Below are 19,987 nucleotides of genomic sequence, written 5' to 3'. Positions count from 1 at the left end.
CGTGCGATGCACAACCCGTAGTGCGGCAGGGTCCCGACGGCGAGGCACAAACCACAGCCAACACCACCCCTACGACAATTCCCCAACCCCGACCAACCCGACGAACGTTAATGGCCACCGCACTAGCATGGGCGACGACGCCGACGAACGGAGAAATGTCCCGTGATCACCGCGATCGTGCTGATCGACTGCGCTACCGACTCGATCCCCGAGGTGGCCGAGGCCCTGGCCGACCTGCCCGGCGTCAGCGAGGTCTACTCGGTGGCCGGTCACGTCGACCTGATCGCCATGGTCCGGGTCCGCGAGTTCGACCAGATCGAGCAGGTCATCGCCGGCCGCATCTCCAAGGTGCCGGGCGTGCTGAACACCGAGTCGCACATCGCCTTCCGGGCGTACTCCCAGCACGACCTGGAGGAGGCGTTCGCGATCGGCCTGGCCAACGCCGACTGATCACGGCGGCCGCGGGCGGGCACCACCGGCCGGGCCCCTACGCACGACGGCCGGCCCACCCCGTGGGTGGACCGGCCACTGTCGTGAGCGGTCAGCTCTGGTCCGGACTCGGCGTCTCCGTGCCCGGCGACTCGGGCGTGCCGCCCGGAGCCGGGGTCTCGGTGCCACCCGGCGCCGGCGGGGCGCCCGGGCCCGGCGTACCGGTCACGGTCGCCTGCGGAACCGGGACACCGAGCTGCTGAGCCAGCTGTACCAGCGCGTCGTAGTGCGCCTGCAGCGTCGGCAGCGCGTTCTGCGCCAGCTGGACCACCGCCTGCTCGGAACCCTGCGAGATCTCCGTCTGGGTGGCCTGGATGGCCTGGACGTGGCCGGCCAGCTGCTTGGTCACCCAGAGCCGGTCGAACTCCTCGCCGCTGGCGTTGTTCAGCTGTTCGATGACGGCTTCCTGCTCCTCGCCGACATCGTCCGGCAGTTCCACGTTCAGCTGCGACGCGGTCTGCTGCACGGTCTGGTCCAGCTGGGTGTGGTCCGTCTTGAACATCGCGCCCAGGTCCTTGACCGCCTGGTTCTGCGCCTTCTGCTGGGCGAGGTCACCCGTGGTGATCTCGAACAGGTTGACCCGGTGGATCGCCTGCAGATACTGGCGGTCCTGCTCCGACGGCTGCGCCGCCGCCTGTGCCGCCGCGGCCGGTGCCAGCCCCACCAGCACCAGCACGGCCAGCAGGCCGAGGCGTTTGATACCCAACATGCTTCCCCCCCTTGAGACGTTGGACCGCACGGATACCCGACTGGCCGGGGTTATTCCTGCGATCCGCCCGCCGGGACCGCGGCGCCGTCGTACCCACCCAGGGAGTCACGGTCGGACCGCTCCCCGATCAGGCGGGGCGGAAACGGACGTGGCGCCCGCCGGAGGACTCCGGGGGCGCCACGTCGGGGTGTCTCAGGGGATCAGCGCCGGCGCTCGCCGCTGCCGATCTCCTCCCGCTCCGGGCGGGGTTCGACCGGCGGGTGACCCGGCGAGACCGGCGCCTCGGCCGGCTTCTCGATCGGGTAGAAGAAGCCCCGGATGGCCGGGCCGAGGGCCCCGAGCCGGTTCATCTTCTTCGGCACCACCCAGCCGGCGTAGTCCAGCTCGCGGTGCCCGTCGTGGTCCGCCGCGGTGAGCGGCTGGTGCACCTCGACGAACCGGCCGTCCGGCAGCCGCCGGATGATGCCGGTCTCGACACCGTGGGCGAGCACCTCGCGGTCGTGCTGCTGCAGACCGAGGCAGAGCCGGTAGGTGACGTAGTAGGCCAGCGGCGGCGCCACCAGCAGGCCGATCCGGCCCGCCCAGGTCATCGCGTTCAGGCTGATCTGGAACTTGTCCGCGATCACGTCGTTGGCGCCGGAGAGCGTCAGGACCACGTAGAAGGCCACCGCCATGGCGCCCACCGCGGTCCGGGCCGGAACGTCCCGGGGCCGCTGGAGCAGGTTGTGGCTGCGGTAGTCCTTGAGGTGCCGCGCCTCCAGGAACGGGTAGAGCGTGGAGAGGCCCACCAGGATGCCCGGCAGCACGACCGTCGGCCAGAACAGCGGCGGGATCACATACCCGTCACCGATCGGGATGGGGATCTCCCAGGCGGGCATCAGCCGGGTCGAGCCGTCGAGGAACATCACGTACCAGTCGGGCTGGCTGGCGGCCGAGACCACCCACGCCTCGTACGGGCCGAACAACCAGATCGGGTTGATCTGGAACAGGCCACCCATCAGCGCGATCACGCCGAAGACGACCATGAAGAAGCCGCCCTGCTTGAGCGCGTAGCGCGGGAACATCCGCTCGCCGACCACGTTGCCGTTGGTCCGGCCGGGGCCGGGCCACTGGGTGTGCTTCTGCTTGAAGACCAGCCCGAGGTGGACGGTGATCAGCGCGACCAGCAGCGCCGGGATGAGCAGCACGTGGGCGATGAAGAACCGGCTGATGATGATGGTGCCGGGGAACTCCCCGCCGAAGATCGACGAGGTGACCCAGGAGCCGATCACCGGGATGGAGAGCATGATCGCCGAGGCGATCCGCAGACCGGTGCCGGAGAGGCCGTCGTCCGGCAGCGAGTAGCCGGTGAAGCCGGCCAGGAAGCCGACCCAGAACAGCAGCGAACCGATGATCCAGTTCGTCTCCCGCGGCTTGCGGAACGCGCCGGTGAAGAAGACCCGGAGCATGTGCACCACGATCGCGGCCATGAACAGCAGCGCCGCCCAGTGGTGCATCTGCCGCATGATCAGGCCGCCCCGGACGTCGAACGAGATGTCCAGGCTGGAGGCGTACGCGGCCGACATCGGCGTGCCCCGCAGCGGGGCGTAGCTGCCGTTGTAGACCACCTCGGTCATCGCCGGCTCGAAGAAGAAGGTCAGGAAGACCCCGGTGAGCAGCAGGACGATGAACGAGAAGAGCGCGATCTCGCCGAGCAGGAAGGACCAGTGGTCCGGGAAGACCTTGTTCAGCAGCCGGCGCAGCGGGGTGGCCGCCTGGAACCGGTCGTCCAGTCCCGCGGCGGTCCTGCCCGGCACCGCCGCCATGTCAAACTTTCGCCGCTTCACGGCCGCTCCCAGAAGTCGGGCCCGATGGTCTCGGTGTAGTCGGACTTCGCCACGAAGTAGCCCTCGCCGTCCACCTCGATCGGCAACTGCGGCAGCCGCCGGCTGGCCGGACCGAAGATGGGCCGGGCGTTGTCGGTGATCAGGAACTGCGACTGGTGGCACGGGCAGAGCAGCCGGTTGGTCTGCTGCTCGAACAGGCTCGCGGGGCAGCCGGCGTGCGTACAGATCTTGGAGAACGCCGCGTAGTTGCCCCACATGTAGTCGCCGTGGCCCTCGCGCTCGTTGTTGCGGCGCGACTCCTGGGCGTCCGAGTCCCGCAGGTGGATCAGCAGGGTCGGCGAGTCGGCGTGCTGGTTGCTCACGCCGTGCTCGATGCCGGGGAACACGGTGAGCTGGCCACCGGAGCTGATGTCCGCCGGGCGGACCGGCCGGCCGTCCTCGCGGACCAGCCGGACCTTCTGGCCCCCCTCGGCCGGGGCGAACCCGGTGGTGAACATCTGGTTGTTCTTGTGCGGGTCGGAGATCAGACCGCCGACCAGCGGCGCCGCGACGACCGCGCCGACCGGCGCGAGGCCGGCCAGCAGCGAGATGCCGAGCAGCGGCCGGCGCTTCACGCCCAGCTCGTCGGCCATGTAGAGCATGGTCTGGCCGGTGATGGTGCGGTCGTCCGCGGCGACCGCGCCCTCGTGCCGGTCCTGGATCGAGACCTCCTTGGGCAGCAGCTTCTTGCCCCAGGTCAGGATGCCGAAGCCGATGCCGAGCAGGGCCACACCCAGGGTGACGCCGAGCAGCGGGGTGTACCACTTGTCGCCGCCGCGGCCCGGCGCGTACTCCCACGGCCACCAGATGTAGATGACCAGGAACGCGGTCGCGGCCAGACCGGTCAGCAGGAACATCGCGGCGACCGTACGGGTCAGCCGTCGCTCGGCCTTGCTGCCCGGGACCACCTGCGGCTCGTAGTGGACGATCTCGATGTCGTCCCGGCGGGCGCCTTCCCGCACGATGTCGAAACGGGTCAGCCCGGGGCTGTTCACGTCGAGCGGTTCCCGGCCCTGCTGGGCCTGGTGCTCGGTGTGCGTGCTCATGCCGTCACCTCGCTACGTGCGGTGCCGAGCCGCGGCACCACAGCACTGAAACGAATCATCCGCCCGGTCACGACTTGCCCGCAATCCACAGGCTGGTGAAGACCAGCGCGACGATGCCCACCAGGAAGATCGCCAGGCCCTCGGTGGAGGGGCCGTACCGGCCCAGGTTGAAACCACCCGGGTCCTGGTCGTGCTTGAGGGTCTCCTGGATGTAGGCGATGATGTCCGCCTTCTGCTCCGGGGTGATCTGGTTGTCCCCGAACACCGGCATGTTCTGCGGGCCGCTCAGCATGGCGGCGTAGATCTGCCGGTCGGTGGCCGGACGCAGGCTCGGCGCGAACTTGCCGGAGGAGAGGGCGCCGCCGCCACCGCCGAAGGCGTGGCACTGCGAGCAGTTGATCCGGAACAGCTCGCCACCCGCAGCGATGTTCGCGTCCTCGTGCAGGTTGTCGCCGTCCGGCACGATCGGCCCGCCGCCGAGCTCCTGGATGTACTGGGCCAGCTGGCGGACCTCCTCGTCGGTGAAGAGCTCCGGCTTGCGCTGCGCCTGGGCCTCCTGCCGGGCCATCGGCATGCGACCGGTGCCGACCTGGAACTCCACCGAGGCCGCGCCGACGCCGATCAGGCTCGGCCCGCGCCCCTCGACACCCTGCGCGTTGCGACCGTGACAGGTCACACAGCTCACGTCGAACAGCGCCTTGCCCTCCGCGGCGGCGCCGGTCAGCGGCGGATTGTCCTGCGCCTGCACGCCGGGGGCGAAGACGGTGTAGGCGCCGCCGGCCAGCATCAGCGCGGCGAACAGCCGGACCGCGGCACCCAGCCGGCGGCGGCCCCTGCTGCGCGCTACGGGCCGCCCGCGCAGCCGCGCGAGCAGACCGCGTCGGCGGTCGTTGTCAGAAATCATGACCTGTGTCCTTAACCGGTTGGACCTTGTCTCAGGGGACGAAGCAGCGGCGCGGTTCGTGACGCGCCAAGATCACTGAAGCCAGTAGATCATGGCGTAGAGCCCGATCCACACCACGTCGACGAAGTGCCAGTAGTACGACACGACGATCGCGGACGTGGCCTGCGCCGGGGTGAACCGGCCCATGGTGGTGCGGATCATGAAGATGATGAAGGCGACCAGACCGCCGGTCACGTGCAGACCGTGGAAGCCGGTGGTCAGGTAGAACATCGACCCGTAACCGTCTTCGTTGATCTTGATGCCCTCGTGCACCAGCTCGCGGTACTCGTTCACCTGACCGAGCACGAAGATCAGGCCCATCACGAAGGTGATCGTGAACCAGCGCCGCAGGGCGTGGACGTCACCCTTCTCCGCGGCGAACACGCCGAGCTGGCAGGTCACCGAGGACAACACCAGGATCACCGTGAAGGTGGTCGCGTAGGGGATGTTGAGGTGCTCGGTGTGCTTCGCCCACTGCTCCGGCGCCGCCGCGCGGATGGAGAAGTACATCGCGAACAGCGCCGCGAAGAACATGAGTTCGCTGGAGAGCCACACGATCGTCCCGACGCTGACCATGTTGGGTCGGGTCAGGGAGTGGATCCGGCTCTTGTCAATGGCTGGGGCCGCAGTCACGCCGTCATTATTGCCCTTGACCGGGGCCGGCGATCAGCGGGGGGCCGAACCGGTGGCATCCGTGGCCCGATAGGGGTCGTCCGCTTCGCCTGACCTAGGCTGAAAAGCGTGCTGCACGTCGATTGGATCTCCGCCGCCACCTCGGTCGCCGCCGCGACGGGGGGTGAGCCGACGCCGCCGCCGTTCACCGTCACCTCGGTGTTCACCGAGACCCGGCTGGACAGCTGGCTCGCCGTCGGCCTGGTGCTCGCCGCCGGCATCTACCTCTACGGGGTGCACCGGCTGCGGCTGCGCGGCGACCGCTGGCCGGTCTCCCGCACGGTCTTCTTCCTCGGCCCCGGCCTGGGCGGTATCGCGTTGGTCACGGTCAGCGGCCTGCACGCGTACGACACCGCGCTGCTGTCGGTGCACATGGTGCAGCACATGGTGCTGTCGATGATCGCGCCGATCTTCCTCGCGCTGGGCGCCCCGATGACGTTGGCCCTGCGCACCCTGCCGCAGCGGCCCCGCAAGCGGCTGCTCGCGATCGTGCACAGCCGGCTCGCGCGGATCTACAGCTTCCCGCTGGTGGCGTTCGCCATCTTCGTGGTGAACCCCTTCGCGCTCTACTTCAGCGACCTCTACCGGTTCACCCTCGAGCACGCCTGGGCGCACGAGCTGGTGCACGCGCACTTCATCCTGACCGGCTGCGTGTTCTTCTGGCCGCTGCTCGGCCTCGACCCGCTCCCCGGCCGCTGGCCGTACCCGGCCCGGGCCCTGCTGATGCTGCTCTCCGTGCCGTTCCACACCGTGCTCGGGCTCACCATCATGCAGAGCAGCACGCTCTTCGGCGGCGACTGGTACCCGTCGCTCGGGCTCAGCTGGGCCGACCCCTGGGACGACCAGGTCCTCGCCGGCGGCATCCTCTGGGCCGGCGGCGAGTTCGTCAGTGTGACCATGCTCGCCGTGCTGGTCGTGCAGTGGATGAAGCAGGCCGAGCGCGAATCCCGCCGGATCGACCGCGAGCTGGACCGCCAGGAGGCCCGCCAGCGCGCCGCGGAGTCGGCCGCCTGAGCTGCGCCGACGGTACGCTGCGCGGGCACCGCCGGGCAGGACGTCGCGCACCTCACACCGACCGGTACGATCAGCGGGCAGCTACGAGGTGGGAGCCAGTCCAGCCAATGAGTGAGCGCAGCGAACGAATCATCAAGCGCAGTGCGATGGTGCCTCATGACGGCACGGAGCGAAGCGGAGTGCCGGCATGAGCGATCGTCTTTGCACCGTCCTGCTCTACAGCGACGACCCGGAGGTCCGTGACCGGATGCGACTCGCGGTGGGCACCCGCCCAGCGCCCGGCCTGCAGGTCGAGTTCGTCGAGGCGAGCAACTACGCCGAGTGCGTCCGGCTGGTCGACGACTACGAAATCGACCTGATGCTGCTCGACGGCGAGGCCAGCCCGGGCGGCGGCCTCGGCATCGCCCGGCAGATCAAGGACGACCGCGAGGACGCTCCGCCGACCTGCGTGGTGATCGCCCGCGCCGCCGACCGATGGCTCGCGGCCTACGCCGAGGTCGACGCCACCCTGGTGCACCCGCTCGACCCGGTGACCACCGGCACCACGGTGGCCGAGCTGCTGCGGACGCACGCCCCCGCCTGACGTCCCCCGCCCCGGCCCCGCCACGGCGTCGGGCCGACCGGCGCCGGTTCCGTCCACCCGCACCCGCTCGCTTTGCTCGGGAGGCCCACCATGGGCGATCGGACCTGGCCGCACCTGCTCAACGCGCTGCTGCGCGGCGAGGAGCTGTCCACCGCCGACACCGCGTGGGCGATGGGCGAGATCATGTCCGGCGCCGCGTCCGCGGCGCAGATCGCGGGCTTCGCGGTCGGGCTGCGGGCGAAGGGCGAGACCTCGGCGGAGCTGGCCGGGCTGGTCGAGGCGATGCTCGGCCGGGCGGTCCAGGTCGAGCTCCCCGACGAGCTGCGGGCCACCGCGCTGGACGTGGTCGGCACCGGCGGTGACCTCGCCCACACGGTCAACATCTCGACGATGACGGCCCTGGTGGTGGCCGGCGCGGGCGTCCGGGTGGTCAAGCACGGCAACCGGGCCGCCTCCTCGTCCTGCGGCACCGCCGACCTGTTGGAGTTCCTCGGCATCCCGCTCGACCTCGGCCCCGAGGGCGTGGCCCGGTGCGTCACCGAGGCCGGCATCGGCTTCTGCTTCGCCGCCCGGTTCCACCCCGGCATGCGGCACGCCGGCCCGGTCCGCCGCGAGCTGGGCGTACCCACCGCGTTCAACTTCCTCGGGCCGCTGACCAACCCGGCCCGGCCCCGGGCCGGCGCCGTGGGCTGCTTCGACGCGCGGATGGCCCCGGTGATGGCCGGCGTCTTCGCCGCCCGCGGCGACTCGGTGCTGGTGATGCGCGGCGAGGACGGCCTGGACGAGTTCACCACCGCCGCGCCGACCCGGGTCTGGGCGGCCCAGCAGGGCACCGTACGCGAGGCGCTGCTGGACGCACTCGACCTCGGGGTGCCCCGGTCCACCCTCGCCGACCTGCGGGGCGGCGACGCCGCCTACAACGCCGAGGTGGCCCGTCGCCTGCTGGCCGGCGAGACCGGTCCGGTGCGGGACGCCGTGCTGGTCAACTCGGCGGCGGCGCTGGCCACCCAGGGGCCGCTCGACGGCGACCTGACCGAAGCGCTGCGGGCCGGGATGGAGCGGGCGGCCGAGTCCATCGACTCCGGCGCGGCCGCCGCCGTCCTCGACCGCTGGCTCACCACCGCCCGCTCCCTCTGACCGGGCTGGGTAACCGGCGCCGGTTGCGGCATATCGGGGCGACCCCGCCCCGGGACATCCCGACATGCCGCACCCCGCGAACGCCGGCCGGCCCACCGATGACCAGGTCAGGGGCTCGGCCGGCGGGTGACGGGGGACATGTCGGACCCGCGTGCCAAACTACAGCCGAGTAGTTTTCCGTTCCCGGCGCGCACTTCGATGCCCGGCGGGAGCCCGGAGGGAGAGGAGGCGTCCGGCGTGCCGGATCGCGAGCTCTACTGCGACACCTGCGAGGGCGTTCAGCCGTTCGAGGCGCCGCCGTGCGTCGACGGCCACGGCGTCGACTGCCCCGAGCTGATCTGCACCGGCTGCGGCGCCGCCATGCTGATCGCCACCTTCACGTTCCGCGCCGCCCGCCTGGCCGACCGTCGGCGGCCCCAGCCGGCCCACCGCCGCGCCGCCTGACCGCCACCCCACCCACCGACCACCTCGACCGGCGCGATCCCCCGCACGCCGGCCGCTCTCCGCCTGACCGGAGCCCCACTCCTTCGCCCACTCGATTTCGCCGATGTCGCGGTATCCAGATCGCCACGACACCGCGATATCGGCGAACCGGAGTGGATCAAGCCGCCCTCGGCCCCCACCAACCAGGCGACCGGCACGAGCAGCGGGTCGGGTGGGGCGCGACGAGGAGCCACCCGGCCGAGGCGGACAGGCAGGACGGCACGAAGCCCGCCTCCCCGGAGGGCGGCGGGCTTCGTCAGGCTCGTCCGACGACGCCGGCTCAGTGCTCGGCGGTGCGCCGGGTGCCGGTGTAGTACTCGAAGATCAGGCCGCAGGCGGCGAGGACGACCGCCACCAGGCCGACACCGACCAGCCAGAACTGCCAGAACACCAGGCCGAGGCCGGCGATCGAGGCGGACAGCGCGATGCCGAACGGCCAGTAGCTGCCCGGGCTGAAGAAGCCGACCTCGCCCGCGCCGTCGGCGATCTCGGCGTCCGGCCGGTCCTCGGGGCGCAGGTCGATACGGCGGGAGACGAACCAGAAGAAGCCGCCGCACATCGCGCAGAGCAGGAAGGACAGCAGCAACGCCACCGTGCCGACCCACTCGACCCGGCCGCCCTCACCGGCCGTCCAGGCGCCGTACAGCACGGTCGTGAAGAGCAGGAACCCGGCGATGATCAGGAAGATACGCCACTCGGTCTTCATGCCCGCTCCCTCAGCTTCCCGCGCCAACCGGAGCGTTCTCCGGGTTGAAGTTGGCTTCCGTGCGCCGCGTCTCGAACGGCCGGGTGGTCTGGGCGTACGGCTCCTCGCCGATGGCCGTCAGCGCCTCCTGGGTGGACTTGCCGTCCTGCTTGGCCGCGAGGAACTGGTCGTACTTCTCCGGCGACACGACCCGCAGCTCGAAGTTCATGAAGGCGTGGTAGCTGCCGCAGAGCTCGGCGCAGCGACCCACGTAGGCGCCCTCGGTCTCCAGGCTGGAGACCTCGAACACGTTGCGGATCTTGCCGGGCATGACGTCCCGCTTGAACAGCATCTCCGGCACCCAGAACGAGTGGATGACGTCCCGGCTGGTCTCCTCGAACCGGATGGACCGGTTGCTGGGCAGCACCAGGATCGGGATGACCTCGCTGGTGCCGAGCGTCGAGGCGACGGTGTTGGCGTCCTGGCCCTGGCCGTCGCGGTAGTTGAACTGCCAGTTCCACTTGAAGGCGACCACCTCGACGGTGACGTCGGGGTTCTTGGTCGTCTTGTTCACGTCGGTCTGCACGATCGCCGTGTAGTAGAAGAGCACGGAGACGATCAGGATCGGCGCGATGGTGTAGAGGAACTCCATCGGCATGTTGTAACGGGTCTGCACCGGCAGCTCGTTGCCCCGCTTGCGGTAGCGCACGACGCACCAGAAGATCAGGCCCCACACGAAGACGCCGACCGCGAGCGCCGCGATGCACGAGGCGATCCACAGGTCGTACATCCGGCGGGACTCCGCCGAGATGCCACCCTGCGGCCAGCCGAAGCCGTCGAACGCCGCGCCGACGTCACAGCCCGTGAGCAGGACCAGCAGCGCCGCTCCGCCGAGACCGAGCCCGGCGAGCCGACCAGCACCACGCCGCCGGCGCCCACCGGCTCCTGGGGAAGCGCTGTGCCGTACGGCCGCGGGCCGTACCTCCGAACTCCTTGCGACCACCTGGTCCTGCCTCCCTAGCGCGCCGCGGTGTCTGTTCTCTTCTGCCGCCTCGCCAGGCGGAGCGACAGCACCGGCGGCAAAGGCGTCACCGACGGTCGCAGATTACTCGACCATGACGGGCTGGACCGTGTTGGGGTCACTGTCCGCCCCCATCGGGGGGATCTTGCGCATCGCGGCGCGATAGCGTGGACAGCCGTGAGCGCATCCCCGGTCTACCTGGACGCGGCGACCGCCGCGCCGCTGCACCCGGTCGCCCGGCAGGCGCTGCTGGCCGCCCTCGAGGACGGCTGGGCCGACCCGGGCCGGCTCTACACGCAGGCCCGCCGGGCCCGCCACCTCCTCGACGCGGCGCGGGCCGCGACCGCCGAGACCCTGGGCGTACGCCCCGACGAGCTCTCCTTCACCGCCAGCGGTACGACCGCGGCGCACGCGGCCGTGCTCGGCGGCCTGGCCGGGCGGCGCCGGGTCGGCCCGATCCTGGTGCACTCGGAGATCGAGCACTCGGCCGTGCTGCACGCGGCCGAACGGCACACCGCCGGCGGCGGCACGGCGCTCGGGGTGCCGGTGGACCGGCTCGGCCGGCTCGACCTCACCGCCTGGGAGGCGGCGGTCCGGGCACCCGGGGTGGCGCTGGCCGCGCTGATCGCCGCCAGCCACGAGGTGGGCACCCGCCAGCCGGTCGCCGAGGCGGCCGCCACCTGCGCGGACGCCGGGGTGCCGCTCTACGTCGACGCGGCGCAGGTGGTGGGCCGGGTGCCGGTGCCGGGCGGCTGGTCGGTGCTCACCGCGAGCGCGCACAAGTGGGGCGGCCCGCCCGGGGTGGGGCTGCTGGTGGTGCGCAAGGGCACCCGCTGGGAGTCCCCCTGGCCGGCGGACGAGCGGGAGTCTGGCCGTACGCCCGGCACGCTGAACCTGCCGGCGGTGGTGGCCACCGCGGCGAGCCTGCGCGCGGCGGCGGCCGACGCGGCGGCCGAGGCGGCCCGGCTGGCGCCGCTGGTGGACCGGATCCGGGCCCGGGTGGCCGCGGAGGTGCCGGACGTGGAGGTGGTCGGTGATCCCGACCACCGACTCCCGCACCTGGTCACCTTCTCCTGCCTGTACGTGGACGGCGAGGCGCTGCTGCACGCGCTGGACCGGCGCGGGTTCGCCGTCTCGTCCGGCTCGTCGTGCACCTCGTCGACGCTGCGCCCCTCACACGTGCTGGAGGCGATGGGCGTGCTCTCGCACGGCAACGTCCGGGTCTCGCTGCACCAGGAGACGACCGAGGCGGACGTGGAGCGGTTCCTCACCGAACTGCCCGGGATCGTCGCCGACCTGCGGGCCGAGGCGGGGGTGGTGGGGCTGTGACGGCGCCCCGGGAGGTCCTGGACTGTCGCGGGCAGCGCTGCCCGCTGCCGGTGATCGCGGTCGCCCGCCGGCTGCCCGAGCTGCCGGTCGGCACCGTGGTGCGGGTGCTCGCCGACGACCCGGCCGCGGCGGTGGACATTCCGGCCTGGTGCCGGATGCGCGGCCAGGAGTTCCTCGGCAAGGTCACCGGCCCCGACGGCCCCGGCTACGACGTCCGCCGCCAGCACTGAGCGACCCGCCGCCCGCGGCGGTCACTCGTCGCCGACCGGTCGTCCGCCGCCCCGGCGGGCTCCCGCGGGGCGGCGGACGATCCGGTGCGGCGGATCAGGGCAGCAGGTGGGGGCGGACCTCTTCGGCGGCGACGTCGCCGTACGACTCGGCGAGCCGCTTGACGAACTGGTCGCGCCGGACCTGGTACTCCTGGGTGCCGACGGTCTCCAGCACGAGGGTGGCCAGCAGGGAGCCCACCTGGGCGGCCCGCTCCAGGCCGAGGCCCCAGGAGAGCGCGGTGAAGAAGCCGGCGCGGAAGCCGTCGCCGACGCCGGTCGGGTCGACCGCCTGGGTCTCCCGGGCGATCGGCACGTGGATCGGGTCGATGCCCCGGCCCGCAATCTCCACGCCGTGCTTGCCGAGCGTGGTGACCCGGATCTTGACCCGGTCGAGCAGCTGCTCGTCACTCAGGCCGGCCTTGCTCTGCAGCAGCGACTTCTCGTAGTCGTTGGTCATCAGGTAGTCGGCGCCGTCGATCAGCGCGATGACATCCTCGCCCGGCATCCGGGCCAACTGCTGGGACGGGTCGGCGGCGAACGCGAAGCCGCGCTCCCGGCACTCGGCGGAGTGCCGCAGCATCGCCTCCGGGTCGTTGGCGCCGACCAGGACCAGGTCGAGCCCGCCGAGGCGGTCGGCGACCGGGGCCAGCTCGATGTTGCGCGCCTCGCTCATCGCCCCGGCGTAGAAGGAGGCGATCTGGCACATGTCGGTGTCGGTGGTGCAGACGAAGCGGGCGGTGTGCGCCACTTCGCTGATGTGCACCGAGTCGCAGTCGACGTTGTGCCGCTCGAGCCAGGAGCGGTAGTCGGCGAAGTCCGCGCCGACCGCGCCGAGCAGCGCCGGGCGCAGGCCGAGCTGCCCCATGCCGAAGGCGATGTTGGCCGCCACCCCACCCCGGCGCAGCACCAGGTCGTCCACCAGGAAGGAGAGGGACACCTTGTGCAGCTGGTCGGCGATGAGCTGGTCGGCGAAGCGGCCGGGGAAGCTCATCAGGTGGTCGGTGGCGATCGAACCGGTCACCGCGATCTTCATGTCAACCCTCAGGGTCGGGAGCAGGGCGCCGGTCAGCCTACCGGCCGCCGCAAGTCCGGGCGACCGCACGGTTGAACACCCCGCCCGGCCTGCTGACGGCCGCCGTCGGGCGGCCACGCACGGTTGCACATCGCCGCAGCGGCCCGCCGCCGGCGGCCCCCGACACGGCGGCGGGGCCGCCCCTTTCGGGACGGCCCCGCCGTCGGTGTCGGAGTCGACTCAGCTGAACGAGTCGCCGCAGGCGCAGGAGCTGCCCGCGTTCGGGTTGTCGATGGTGAAGCCCTGGGCGTCGATCCGGTCGGCGAAGTCGATGGTGGCGCCGGCCAGGTAGGGGGCGCTCATCCGGTCGACGACGACCTCGACCCCGTCGTAGTCGGTCACGACGTCACCGTCGAGGGACCGCTCGTCGAAGAAGAGCTGGTACCGCAGGCCGGAGCAGCCGCCCGGCTGCACCGCGACCCGAAGCCGCAGGTCGTCGCGGCCCTCCTGCTCGATCAGAGCCTTGACCTTCTGCGCCGCGACGTCGGTGAGGACGACGGAAGTAGGGGCCTTGGCCTCGGTCGACTCGGTCTGCGCTGGCGTGGTCACGTGGAATTCTCCCTGCGCGCGTTCGGTGTGGTCGTCCCGACCAACGTCACCCGCCGGTCAGCGATTCCCACTGTGGTCCAATTTTCGATTGTAGGCCGCTCCGGGCCGGGCCACCCGGCGGCGTGACCTCGGGGCTTCCCCGCGCGGCGCGAGTCACACCCCCGGTCACCGGCTCCACTGCCGGGCCAGCCGCGCGCCGAGCTCGCGCAGCCCCTCCGCGGGCCGGCTCAGCGCGGCGGCCAGGCCGCCGCGCTCCTCGCCCCCGAAGTGCTCCACCAGGCTGTACGCGTCGGTCACCCCGGCCGCGGCGGCCTCCCGGCGGCCGGTGCTCACCTGGCCGGCGAGCACCAAGCAGGGCAGGCCCCGGTCCCGGGCGGCGCCGGCCACCCCGGCGACCACCTTGCCGCGCAGCGACTGGTGGTCGAAGGAGCCCTCCCCGGTGATCACCAGGTCGACGCCGTCCAGCGCGGTGTCCAGGCCGGTGGCCCGGGTGACCAGGCCGATGCCCGACTCGCACCGACCGCCGAGGGCGAGGATCGCCGCGCCCAGGCCGCCGGCCGCCCCGCCGCCGGGCAGCGCGCTCAGTTGCGGCGGGCAGCCGGGCAGGTCCCGCTCCAGCACGGCGGCGAAGCGCCCCAGCGCGGCGTCGAGCAGCAGCACGTCGGCCCGGTCGGCGCCCTTCTGCGGGCCGAACACGTTGCTGGCCCCGTGCAGCCCGAGCAGCGGGTTGTCCACGTCGGTGGCGGCGACCAGCCGGGCGTCGCGCAGCCGGGGTACGCCGTCGAGGATGGCCGCCGCGGCCAGCGCCGCACCCCCGTACGGCAGGGCCAGGCCGGCCTCGTCCAGCGGCGTGACGCCGAGCGCGGTGAGCATCCCGGCACCGGCGTCGTTGGTGCCGGAACCGCCCAGCCCGATGATCACCGTGTGGGCCCCGGCCTCCACCGCGGCGGTGACCAGCAGCCCCAGCCCGTACGAGGTGGTGGCCTTCGGGTCCCGCTCGTCGGCGGCGAGCAGGTGCAGCCCGCACGCCTGGGCGCTCTCCAGCCAGGCGGTCGACCCGCCGTCGGTGAGCAGGATCTCACCGGCCGTCGGCCGGCCGAGCGGGTCGACCGTCGGCACCGCCACCCGCCGGCCGTCGAGGGCGTCGGCGAGCACGTCGAGGAAGCCCGGGCCGCCGTCGGCCAGCGGCCTGATCAGCAGGTCGTCGTCCCCGGCCACCTCGCGCCAGCCGGCGGCCACCGCCGCGGCGACCTCCGGGGCCGGCAGCGTGCCGGCGAACTTGTCCGGACAGAGCAGCACGCGCATGTCGAGCAGTGTGGCAGCCCACACCGGCGGAGGCTGCGCCGAGGCCACGCTGTGGGACCATGGGGTACGTGACTTCGACCTGGGTAGAACCCTCCAACACCGCCACGGCGCTGCTGCTGCTGGGCCGGGGCAGCGACCCCGCCACCGAGCGTGGCGTCGAGTGTCCGGGTGACCTGCCGGCGCCCAGCGACCCGGATCTGGTGGCCCGGGCGGCGGCGGCGAAGGCGAAGCTGGGCAGCAAGGTGTTCGTGCTGGGCCACCACTACCAGCGCGACGAGGTGATCCAGTTCGCCGACGTAACCGGCGACTCGTTCAAGCTGGCCCGCGAGGCGGCGGCCCGGCCGGACGCCGAGTACATCGTCTTCTGCGGCGTGCACTTCATGGCCGAGAGCGCCGACATCCTCACCTCGGACGCGCAGAAGGTGATCCTGCCCGACCTCGCCGCCGGCTGCTCGATGGCCGACATGGCGGTGCTGTCGCAGGTCGAGACCGCCTGGGACGTGCTCACCGAACTGGGCATCGCGGCGCAGACCGTCCCGGTGACGTACATGAACTCCTCGGCCGACATCAAGGGCTTCGTCGGCCGCAACGGCGGCGTGGTCTGCACCTCCTCCAACGCCAAGCGGGCCCTGGACTGGGCGTTCGAGCAGGGTTCGAAGGTGCTCTTCCTGCCCGACCAGCACCTGGGCCGCAACACCGCGGTGCTGGAGATGGGCCTCTCGCTGGACGACTGCGTGCTCTACGACCCGCACAAGCCGAACGGCGGGCTCACCCCGGAGCAGCTGCGCGACGCGAAGATGATCCTGTGGCGCGGGCACTGCTCGGTGCACGGCCGGTTCACCCTCGACAGCGTCAACGACGTCCGCGAGCGGGTGCCCGGGGTCAACGTGCTGGTCCACCCGGAGTGCCGGCACGAGGTGGTCACCGCGGCCGACCACGTCGGCTCGACGGAATACATCATCAAGACCATCGAGGCGGCCCCGGCCGGCTCCGCCTGGGCGGTCGGCACCGAGCTGAACCTGGTCCGCCGGCTCGCGCTGGCCCACCCGGACAAGCAGATCATGTTCCTCGACCGCGCGGTCTGCTACTGCTCGACGATGAACCGGATCGACCTGCCGCACCTGGTCTGGGCCCTGGAGGAGCTGGTGGCCGGTCGGGTGGTCAACCAGATCACCGTCGACGCGGACACCGCCCACCACGCCCGGGTGGCGCTGGACCAGATGCTCGCCCTGCCCGGCGCGGACAGCCCGCCGCCCGGCACCCGGTGATCACTGTCGGTAGCGACCCTCGTACGCAAAAGGGCCGGATCACCGATAAGTGCCCTCAGGGGCGATGTGACCGGGTCCATTTTCATCACTGAGGGCTATGCTGCCGGGGCGATGACGCACGCGGCTCGTTTCGACCGGTCCGCGTTCCGGGTAGCGATGACATCGTGAGCCCCACCATCAACAGCACCGACGCGCTGGAGGTTGCGTTGACCAACGACGTCCTGGTCGTCCACGGAGGCACTCCGCTGGAAGGGCGGATCCGCGTGCGCGGCGCGAAGAACCTGGTTTCCAAGGCGATGGTCGCCGCACTGCTGGGCGACAGTCCGAGCCGCTTGTTCGACGTGCCGAAGATCCGTGACGTCGAGGTCGTCCGCGGCCTGCTCGGCCTGCACGGGGTCAAGGTCACCGATGGCGACGAGGACGGCGAGCTGGTCTTCGACCCGGCGAACGTGGAGAGCGCCAGCACCGACCAGATCAACGTGCATGCGGGCTCCAGCCGGATCCCGATCCTGTTCTGCGGGCCGCTGCTGCACCGCCTCGGCCACGCCTTCATCCCCGACCTGGGTGGCTGCCACATCGGCCCCCGGCCGATCGACTTCCACCTCCAGGCGCTGCGGGAGTTCGGCGCCACGGTCGACAAGACCCCGGAGGGGCTGCACCTCTCGGCGCCGAACGGACTGCACGGCACGAAGTTCGCCCTGCCGTACCCGAGCGTCGGCGCCACCGAGCAGGTGCTGCTGACCGCCGTGATGGCCGAGGGCGTCACCGAGCTGCGCAACGCCGCGGTCGAGCCGGAGATCATCGACCTGATCTGCGTGCTGCAGAAGATGGGCGCGATCATCAAGGTGCACACCGACCGGGTGATCGAGATCCAGGGCGTGCCGAAGCTGCACGGCTACACCCACCGGCCGATCCCGGACCGGATCGAGGCGGCGAGCTGGGCGGCCGCGGCGCTGGCCACCCGCGGCCATGTCGAGGTGCTCGGCGCGCAGCAGGCCGACATGATGACCTTCCTGAACATCTTCCGGTCGGTCGGCGGCGAGTACGAGGTGACCGACGCCCGGCCGCCGAAGCTGGGCGACCCGGGCCAGGAGGGCGGCATCCGGTTCTGGCACCCGGGCGGGGAGCTGAAGTCGGTGGCCCTGGAGACCGACGTGCACCCCGGTTTCATGACCGACTGGCAGCAGCCGCTGGTGGTGGCGCTGACCCAGGCCCGCGGCCTGTCGATCGTCCACGAGACGGTGTACGAGCAGCGGCTCGGCTACACCGAGGCGCTGAACTCGATGGGCGCGAACATCCAGGTCTACCGGGACTGCCTGGGCGGCACCCCGTGCCGCTTCGGCCGGCGCAACTTCAAGCACTCGGCGGTGATCGCGGGGCCGAGCAAGCTGCACGCCGCCGACCTGGTCATCCCCGACCTGCGGGCCGGGTTCAGCCACCTGATCGCGGCGCTGGCCGCCGAGGGCACCTCCCGGGTCTACGGCGTCGACCTGATCAACCGGGGCTACGAGGACTTCGAGGCGAAGCTGGCCGACCTGGGCGCGCACGTCGAGCGACCGTAACCTGCCTCACCCACGACCGCGCCCGGTGCACCGCGATGTGCACCGGGCGCCGTCGGTTGGCTACCCTTTCCGCGTGCCGTCGCTGTTTCGCCGCAAGTCCACCGACCTCGTCGACGAGGCGGTCACCCCGGTGACCGCCGAGGACGAGGCCGCCGCCACGCGTCCCCGGGGCTACACCCCGGCGAAGGGACGTGAGACGCCGAAGCGGCCGGGCGCCGGCCGCCGGCCGGCCGGGCCCACCAAGCCGATGACCAAGGAAGAGCAGCGGGAGCACCGGCGCAAGCTGCGGGCCGAGGCGGCGGCGGAGTTCCGGCGCGAGGGCGGCCCGCGCGACCGCGGCCCGGAGCGGCTGCTGGCCCGCAACGTGGTCGACTCCCGGCGTACGGTCGGCACCTGGTTCTTCGGCGGCGCGCTGATCGTGCTGATCGGCTCGAACGCGGCCATGCCCCCGGTGGTCCGACTGGTGTCCAACATCCTCTGGGGTGCGCTGGCCCTCGGCGTGGTGATCGACTCGATCCTCATCTGCCGCAAGATCAGGAAGCTGGTCCGCGAACGCTTCCCGAACACCGGGCAGCGGATGGGCTCGCTCTACCTCTACGCGATCATGCGCTCGATCACGTTCCGCCGGATGCGTGCCCCACAGCCCCAGGTCAACCTCGGCGACCCGGTCTGACCTCGACGGATCCGGCCCCTCCCGCGCGGCGGTGAGGGGCCGCTTCCGTTCCGGCGGCCGTCCGCCGGGTCACGGCACGCCGAGCAGGCGGAGCAGGGCGGTGGTGCCGGCGGCGGCGACCACCACCAGCACGAACGGCGCCCGCCGCCAGGCGAGCAGCACGCCGGCCAGCACCCCCGCCGGCCGGGCCCAGCCGGCGAAGGCGCCGGCCTCGGTCAGCGCGGCGGTGGCCGCGAGCGCGGCCAGCAGGGCCGCGGCGCCGACCGGCAGCAGCCGGCGGGACCACTCCGGCAGGTCGAGCCGGTCGCGCAGCAGCACGCCGGCGACCCGGAAGCCGTACGTCCCGGCGGCCAGCGCCAGGATCACCGCGATCAGCACGACGTACCTCCCGTCCTCCGGGCCGCACCGGGTCCGGGCGTCCCCGTCCCGACCGCGCGCCCGGCGTCCGGGATCGGGGCGGGCGTCACCCCGACCTCCCGGACGCCGGTCACGGCACCGGTGACGGGGTTCGGGGCGGAGGTCCCCCCGTCCTCCCGTCCACCGGTCCCGGGGCCACCCCACCCGACGCGGCGGGTGGCCGGGGCCGGGGCGGGCGTCACCCCGGCTCCCCGGTCGCCGGTGCCGGCCCGGCCGGCGCGGACGGCTCGGACGGCCAGCAGGGCCGGGCCGGCCAGCGCGAGCAGCACCGGCAGGCCGGCCGGCAGCAGCGGGGTGGTGAGCACGGCCAGCGCCGCACCGGCCAGCGCCATCCGCCGGGTGTCCCGGTCGCGCAGGGTGGGCAGCAGCAGCGCGATCAGGCCGGCGGGAAAGGCGGCGTCCAGCCCGAGCGCGGCCGGGTCGCCGACCGCGCCGCCGGCCAGCACGCCGAGCACGGTGCCGACGTTCCAGGTCACGAAGAAGAGCACTCCGGCCAGCCAGAACGCCCGGCGGCGCGCCGGCCCGGCGGGCCGGGCCAGCGCGAACGCGGTGGCCTCGTCGGTCATCAGGTGGCTGCCGAGCAGCCGGTGCCACCGCCGGGGGCCGAAGCTGTCGCCGAGGGTCAGGCCGAACGGCAGGTGCCGGGCGTTGAGCAGCAGCCCGGCGAGGACGGCGGCGAGCGGGCTGCCCGCCGCGACCAGGCCGACCGCCATGAACTGCGCCCCGCCGGCGAAGACCACGACGGACATCGCGACGGTGGCCCAGCCGGGCAGCCCGGCGGCCACCGCCACCGCGCCGAACGAGGCGCCCACCGCGATCATCGCCGCCCCGATGGCGGCGACGTCGCGGAGTACCCCGCGGTCGGCTGTTCGTTGTACCGTACGCATGGTTCACCA

General features: G+C 72.3%; 22 protein-coding genes. 10 read left to right on the top strand and 12 right to left on the bottom strand.

The genetic code is table 11. The features are described 5' to 3' along the window. Positions 1 to 162 precede the first annotated feature (162 nt). On the top strand, positions 163 to 450 hold the full coding sequence (locus tag ACVCAH_RS28265) for an Lrp/AsnC family transcriptional regulator (RefSeq protein ID WP_088992685.1): 288 nt from the start codon (positions 163 to 165) through the stop codon (positions 448 to 450). A 91-nt stretch (positions 451 to 541) separates the two neighbouring features. On the opposite strand, the gene ACVCAH_RS28260 is transcribed toward ACVCAH_RS28265, so the two are convergent. From ACVCAH_RS28260 to ctaE, 5 genes are all read right to left on the bottom strand, one after another. Further along, a complete protein-coding gene (locus tag ACVCAH_RS28260) occupies positions 542 to 1,198 on the bottom strand; it encodes a DUF4142 domain-containing protein (protein ID WP_447139262.1) in 657 nt (218 codons plus the stop codon). A 200-nt stretch (positions 1,199 to 1,398) separates the two neighbouring features. Continuing rightward, positions 1,399 to 3,024 carry a cytochrome bc1 complex cytochrome b subunit gene (gene qcrB, locus ACVCAH_RS28255; protein ID WP_447139261.1) on the bottom strand — a complete coding sequence of 542 codons (1,626 nt, stop codon included), beginning with the start codon at positions 3,022 to 3,024 and terminating at the stop codon, positions 1,399 to 1,401. Continuing rightward, entirely contained in the window at positions 3,021 to 4,109 is a 1,089-nt protein-coding gene (qcrA, locus tag ACVCAH_RS28250) for a cytochrome bc1 complex Rieske iron-sulfur subunit (protein ID WP_447139260.1), read from the bottom strand. Before qcrA ends, qcrB begins: the two co-directional genes overlap by 4 nt. A gap of 67 nt (positions 4,110 to 4,176) precedes the next feature. Next, on the bottom strand, positions 4,177 to 5,013 hold the full coding sequence (gene qcrC, locus ACVCAH_RS28245; protein ID WP_447139259.1) for a cytochrome bc1 complex diheme cytochrome c subunit: 837 nt from the start codon (positions 5,011 to 5,013) through the stop codon (positions 4,177 to 4,179). 72 nt (positions 5,014 to 5,085) lie between these two features. Further along, positions 5,086 to 5,685, bottom strand: coding sequence for an aa3-type cytochrome oxidase subunit III (gene ctaE / locus ACVCAH_RS28240; RefSeq protein WP_447139258.1), 600 nt, complete (start codon positions 5,683 to 5,685; stop codon positions 5,086 to 5,088). 108 nt (positions 5,686 to 5,793) lie between these two features. On the opposite strand from ctaE, the gene ACVCAH_RS28235 reads away from it, so the two are divergent. The 4 genes from ACVCAH_RS28235 to ACVCAH_RS28220 all read left to right on the top strand — a co-directional run bounded on the left by ACVCAH_RS28235 (position 5,794) and on the right by ACVCAH_RS28220 (position 8,902). Beyond that, positions 5,794 to 6,738 carry a cytochrome c oxidase assembly protein gene (locus ACVCAH_RS28235; protein WP_447139257.1) on the top strand — a complete coding sequence of 315 codons (945 nt, stop codon included), beginning with the start codon at positions 5,794 to 5,796 and terminating at the stop codon, positions 6,736 to 6,738. Between the two features lie 187 nt (positions 6,739 to 6,925). Continuing rightward, complete coding sequence (locus ACVCAH_RS28230) at positions 6,926 to 7,321, top strand: hypothetical protein (RefSeq protein ID WP_447139256.1); 396 nt, start codon at positions 6,926 to 6,928, stop codon at positions 7,319 to 7,321. Positions 7,322 to 7,411: 90 nt separating this feature from the next. Beyond that, positions 7,412 to 8,458: an anthranilate phosphoribosyltransferase gene (gene trpD / locus ACVCAH_RS28225; protein WP_447139255.1), complete on the top strand. Its 1,047-nt coding sequence runs from the start codon at positions 7,412 to 7,414 to the stop codon at positions 8,456 to 8,458. A 237-nt stretch (positions 8,459 to 8,695) separates the two neighbouring features. Next, positions 8,696 to 8,902, top strand: a complete 207-nt coding sequence (locus ACVCAH_RS28220) for a hypothetical protein (RefSeq protein WP_447139254.1) — start codon at positions 8,696 to 8,698, stop codon at positions 8,900 to 8,902. 319 nt (positions 8,903 to 9,221) lie between these two features. Here ACVCAH_RS28220 and ACVCAH_RS28215 read toward each other — a convergent pair whose 3' ends face one another. Beyond that, the gene (locus ACVCAH_RS28215) at positions 9,222 to 9,647 is read right to left on the bottom strand and encodes a cytochrome c oxidase subunit 4 (RefSeq protein ID WP_447139253.1); all 426 of its coding nucleotides are present in this window, start codon (positions 9,645 to 9,647) and stop codon (positions 9,222 to 9,224) included. A 10-nt stretch (positions 9,648 to 9,657) separates the two neighbouring features. Beyond that, positions 9,658 to 10,629 carry an aa3-type cytochrome oxidase subunit II gene (gene ctaC / locus ACVCAH_RS28210; protein WP_447139252.1) on the bottom strand — a complete coding sequence of 324 codons (972 nt, stop codon included), beginning with the start codon at positions 10,627 to 10,629 and terminating at the stop codon, positions 9,658 to 9,660. 195 nt (positions 10,630 to 10,824) lie between these two features. Here ctaC and ACVCAH_RS28205 point away from each other — a divergent pair, with 195 nt between their 5' ends. Continuing rightward, positions 10,825 to 11,976 carry a cysteine desulfurase family protein gene (locus tag ACVCAH_RS28205; RefSeq protein ID WP_447139251.1) on the top strand — a complete coding sequence of 384 codons (1,152 nt, stop codon included), beginning with the start codon at positions 10,825 to 10,827 and terminating at the stop codon, positions 11,974 to 11,976. Further along, entirely contained in the window at positions 11,973 to 12,206 is a 234-nt protein-coding gene (locus ACVCAH_RS28200; RefSeq protein WP_447139250.1) for a sulfurtransferase TusA family protein, read from the top strand. The genes ACVCAH_RS28205 and ACVCAH_RS28200 overlap by 4 nt, the downstream gene beginning before the upstream one ends. A 94-nt stretch (positions 12,207 to 12,300) precedes the next feature. Here ACVCAH_RS28200 and ACVCAH_RS28195 read toward each other — a convergent pair whose 3' ends face one another. The 3 genes from ACVCAH_RS28195 to ACVCAH_RS28185 form a co-directional block, all read right to left on the bottom strand. Next, on the bottom strand, positions 12,301 to 13,278 hold the full coding sequence (locus tag ACVCAH_RS28195) for a carbohydrate kinase family protein (protein ID WP_447139249.1): 978 nt from the start codon (positions 13,276 to 13,278) through the stop codon (positions 12,301 to 12,303). A 219-nt stretch (positions 13,279 to 13,497) separates the two neighbouring features. Then, a complete protein-coding gene (gene erpA, locus ACVCAH_RS28190) occupies positions 13,498 to 13,866 on the bottom strand; it encodes an iron-sulfur cluster insertion protein ErpA (protein WP_111134233.1) in 369 nt (122 codons plus the stop codon). Between the two features lie 165 nt (positions 13,867 to 14,031). Continuing rightward, positions 14,032 to 15,171, bottom strand: a complete 1,140-nt coding sequence (locus ACVCAH_RS28185) for a glycerate kinase family protein (protein ID WP_447139266.1) — start codon at positions 15,169 to 15,171, stop codon at positions 14,032 to 14,034. A 68-nt stretch (positions 15,172 to 15,239) separates the two neighbouring features. On the opposite strand from ACVCAH_RS28185, the gene nadA reads away from it, so the two are divergent. From nadA to ACVCAH_RS28170, 3 genes are all read left to right on the top strand, one after another. Next, on the top strand, positions 15,240 to 16,439 hold the full coding sequence (gene nadA / locus ACVCAH_RS28180; protein ID WP_447139248.1) for a quinolinate synthase NadA: 1,200 nt from the start codon (positions 15,240 to 15,242) through the stop codon (positions 16,437 to 16,439). Positions 16,440 to 16,645: 206 nt separating this feature from the next. Beyond that, complete coding sequence (murA, locus tag ACVCAH_RS28175) at positions 16,646 to 18,001, top strand: UDP-N-acetylglucosamine 1-carboxyvinyltransferase (RefSeq protein WP_447139265.1); 1,356 nt, start codon at positions 16,646 to 16,648, stop codon at positions 17,999 to 18,001. Between the two features lie 73 nt (positions 18,002 to 18,074). Continuing rightward, on the top strand, positions 18,075 to 18,674 hold the full coding sequence (locus ACVCAH_RS28170) for a DUF3043 domain-containing protein (protein ID WP_447139247.1): 600 nt from the start codon (positions 18,075 to 18,077) through the stop codon (positions 18,672 to 18,674). 69 nt (positions 18,675 to 18,743) lie between these two features. Here ACVCAH_RS28170 and ACVCAH_RS28165 read toward each other — a convergent pair whose 3' ends face one another. Continuing rightward, entirely contained in the window at positions 18,744 to 19,052 is a 309-nt protein-coding gene (locus ACVCAH_RS28165; protein WP_447139246.1) for an AzlD domain-containing protein, read from the bottom strand. Beyond that, complete coding sequence (locus ACVCAH_RS28160; protein ID WP_447139245.1) at positions 19,046 to 19,978, bottom strand: AzlC family ABC transporter permease; 933 nt, start codon at positions 19,976 to 19,978, stop codon at positions 19,046 to 19,048. Before ACVCAH_RS28160 ends, ACVCAH_RS28165 begins: the two co-directional genes overlap by 7 nt. Between the last annotated feature and the right edge of the window lie 9 nt (positions 19,979 to 19,987).

The organism is Micromonospora sp. LZ34, assembly GCF_052981855.1.
This window is presented reverse-complemented; position numbering and strand designations above follow the sequence as displayed.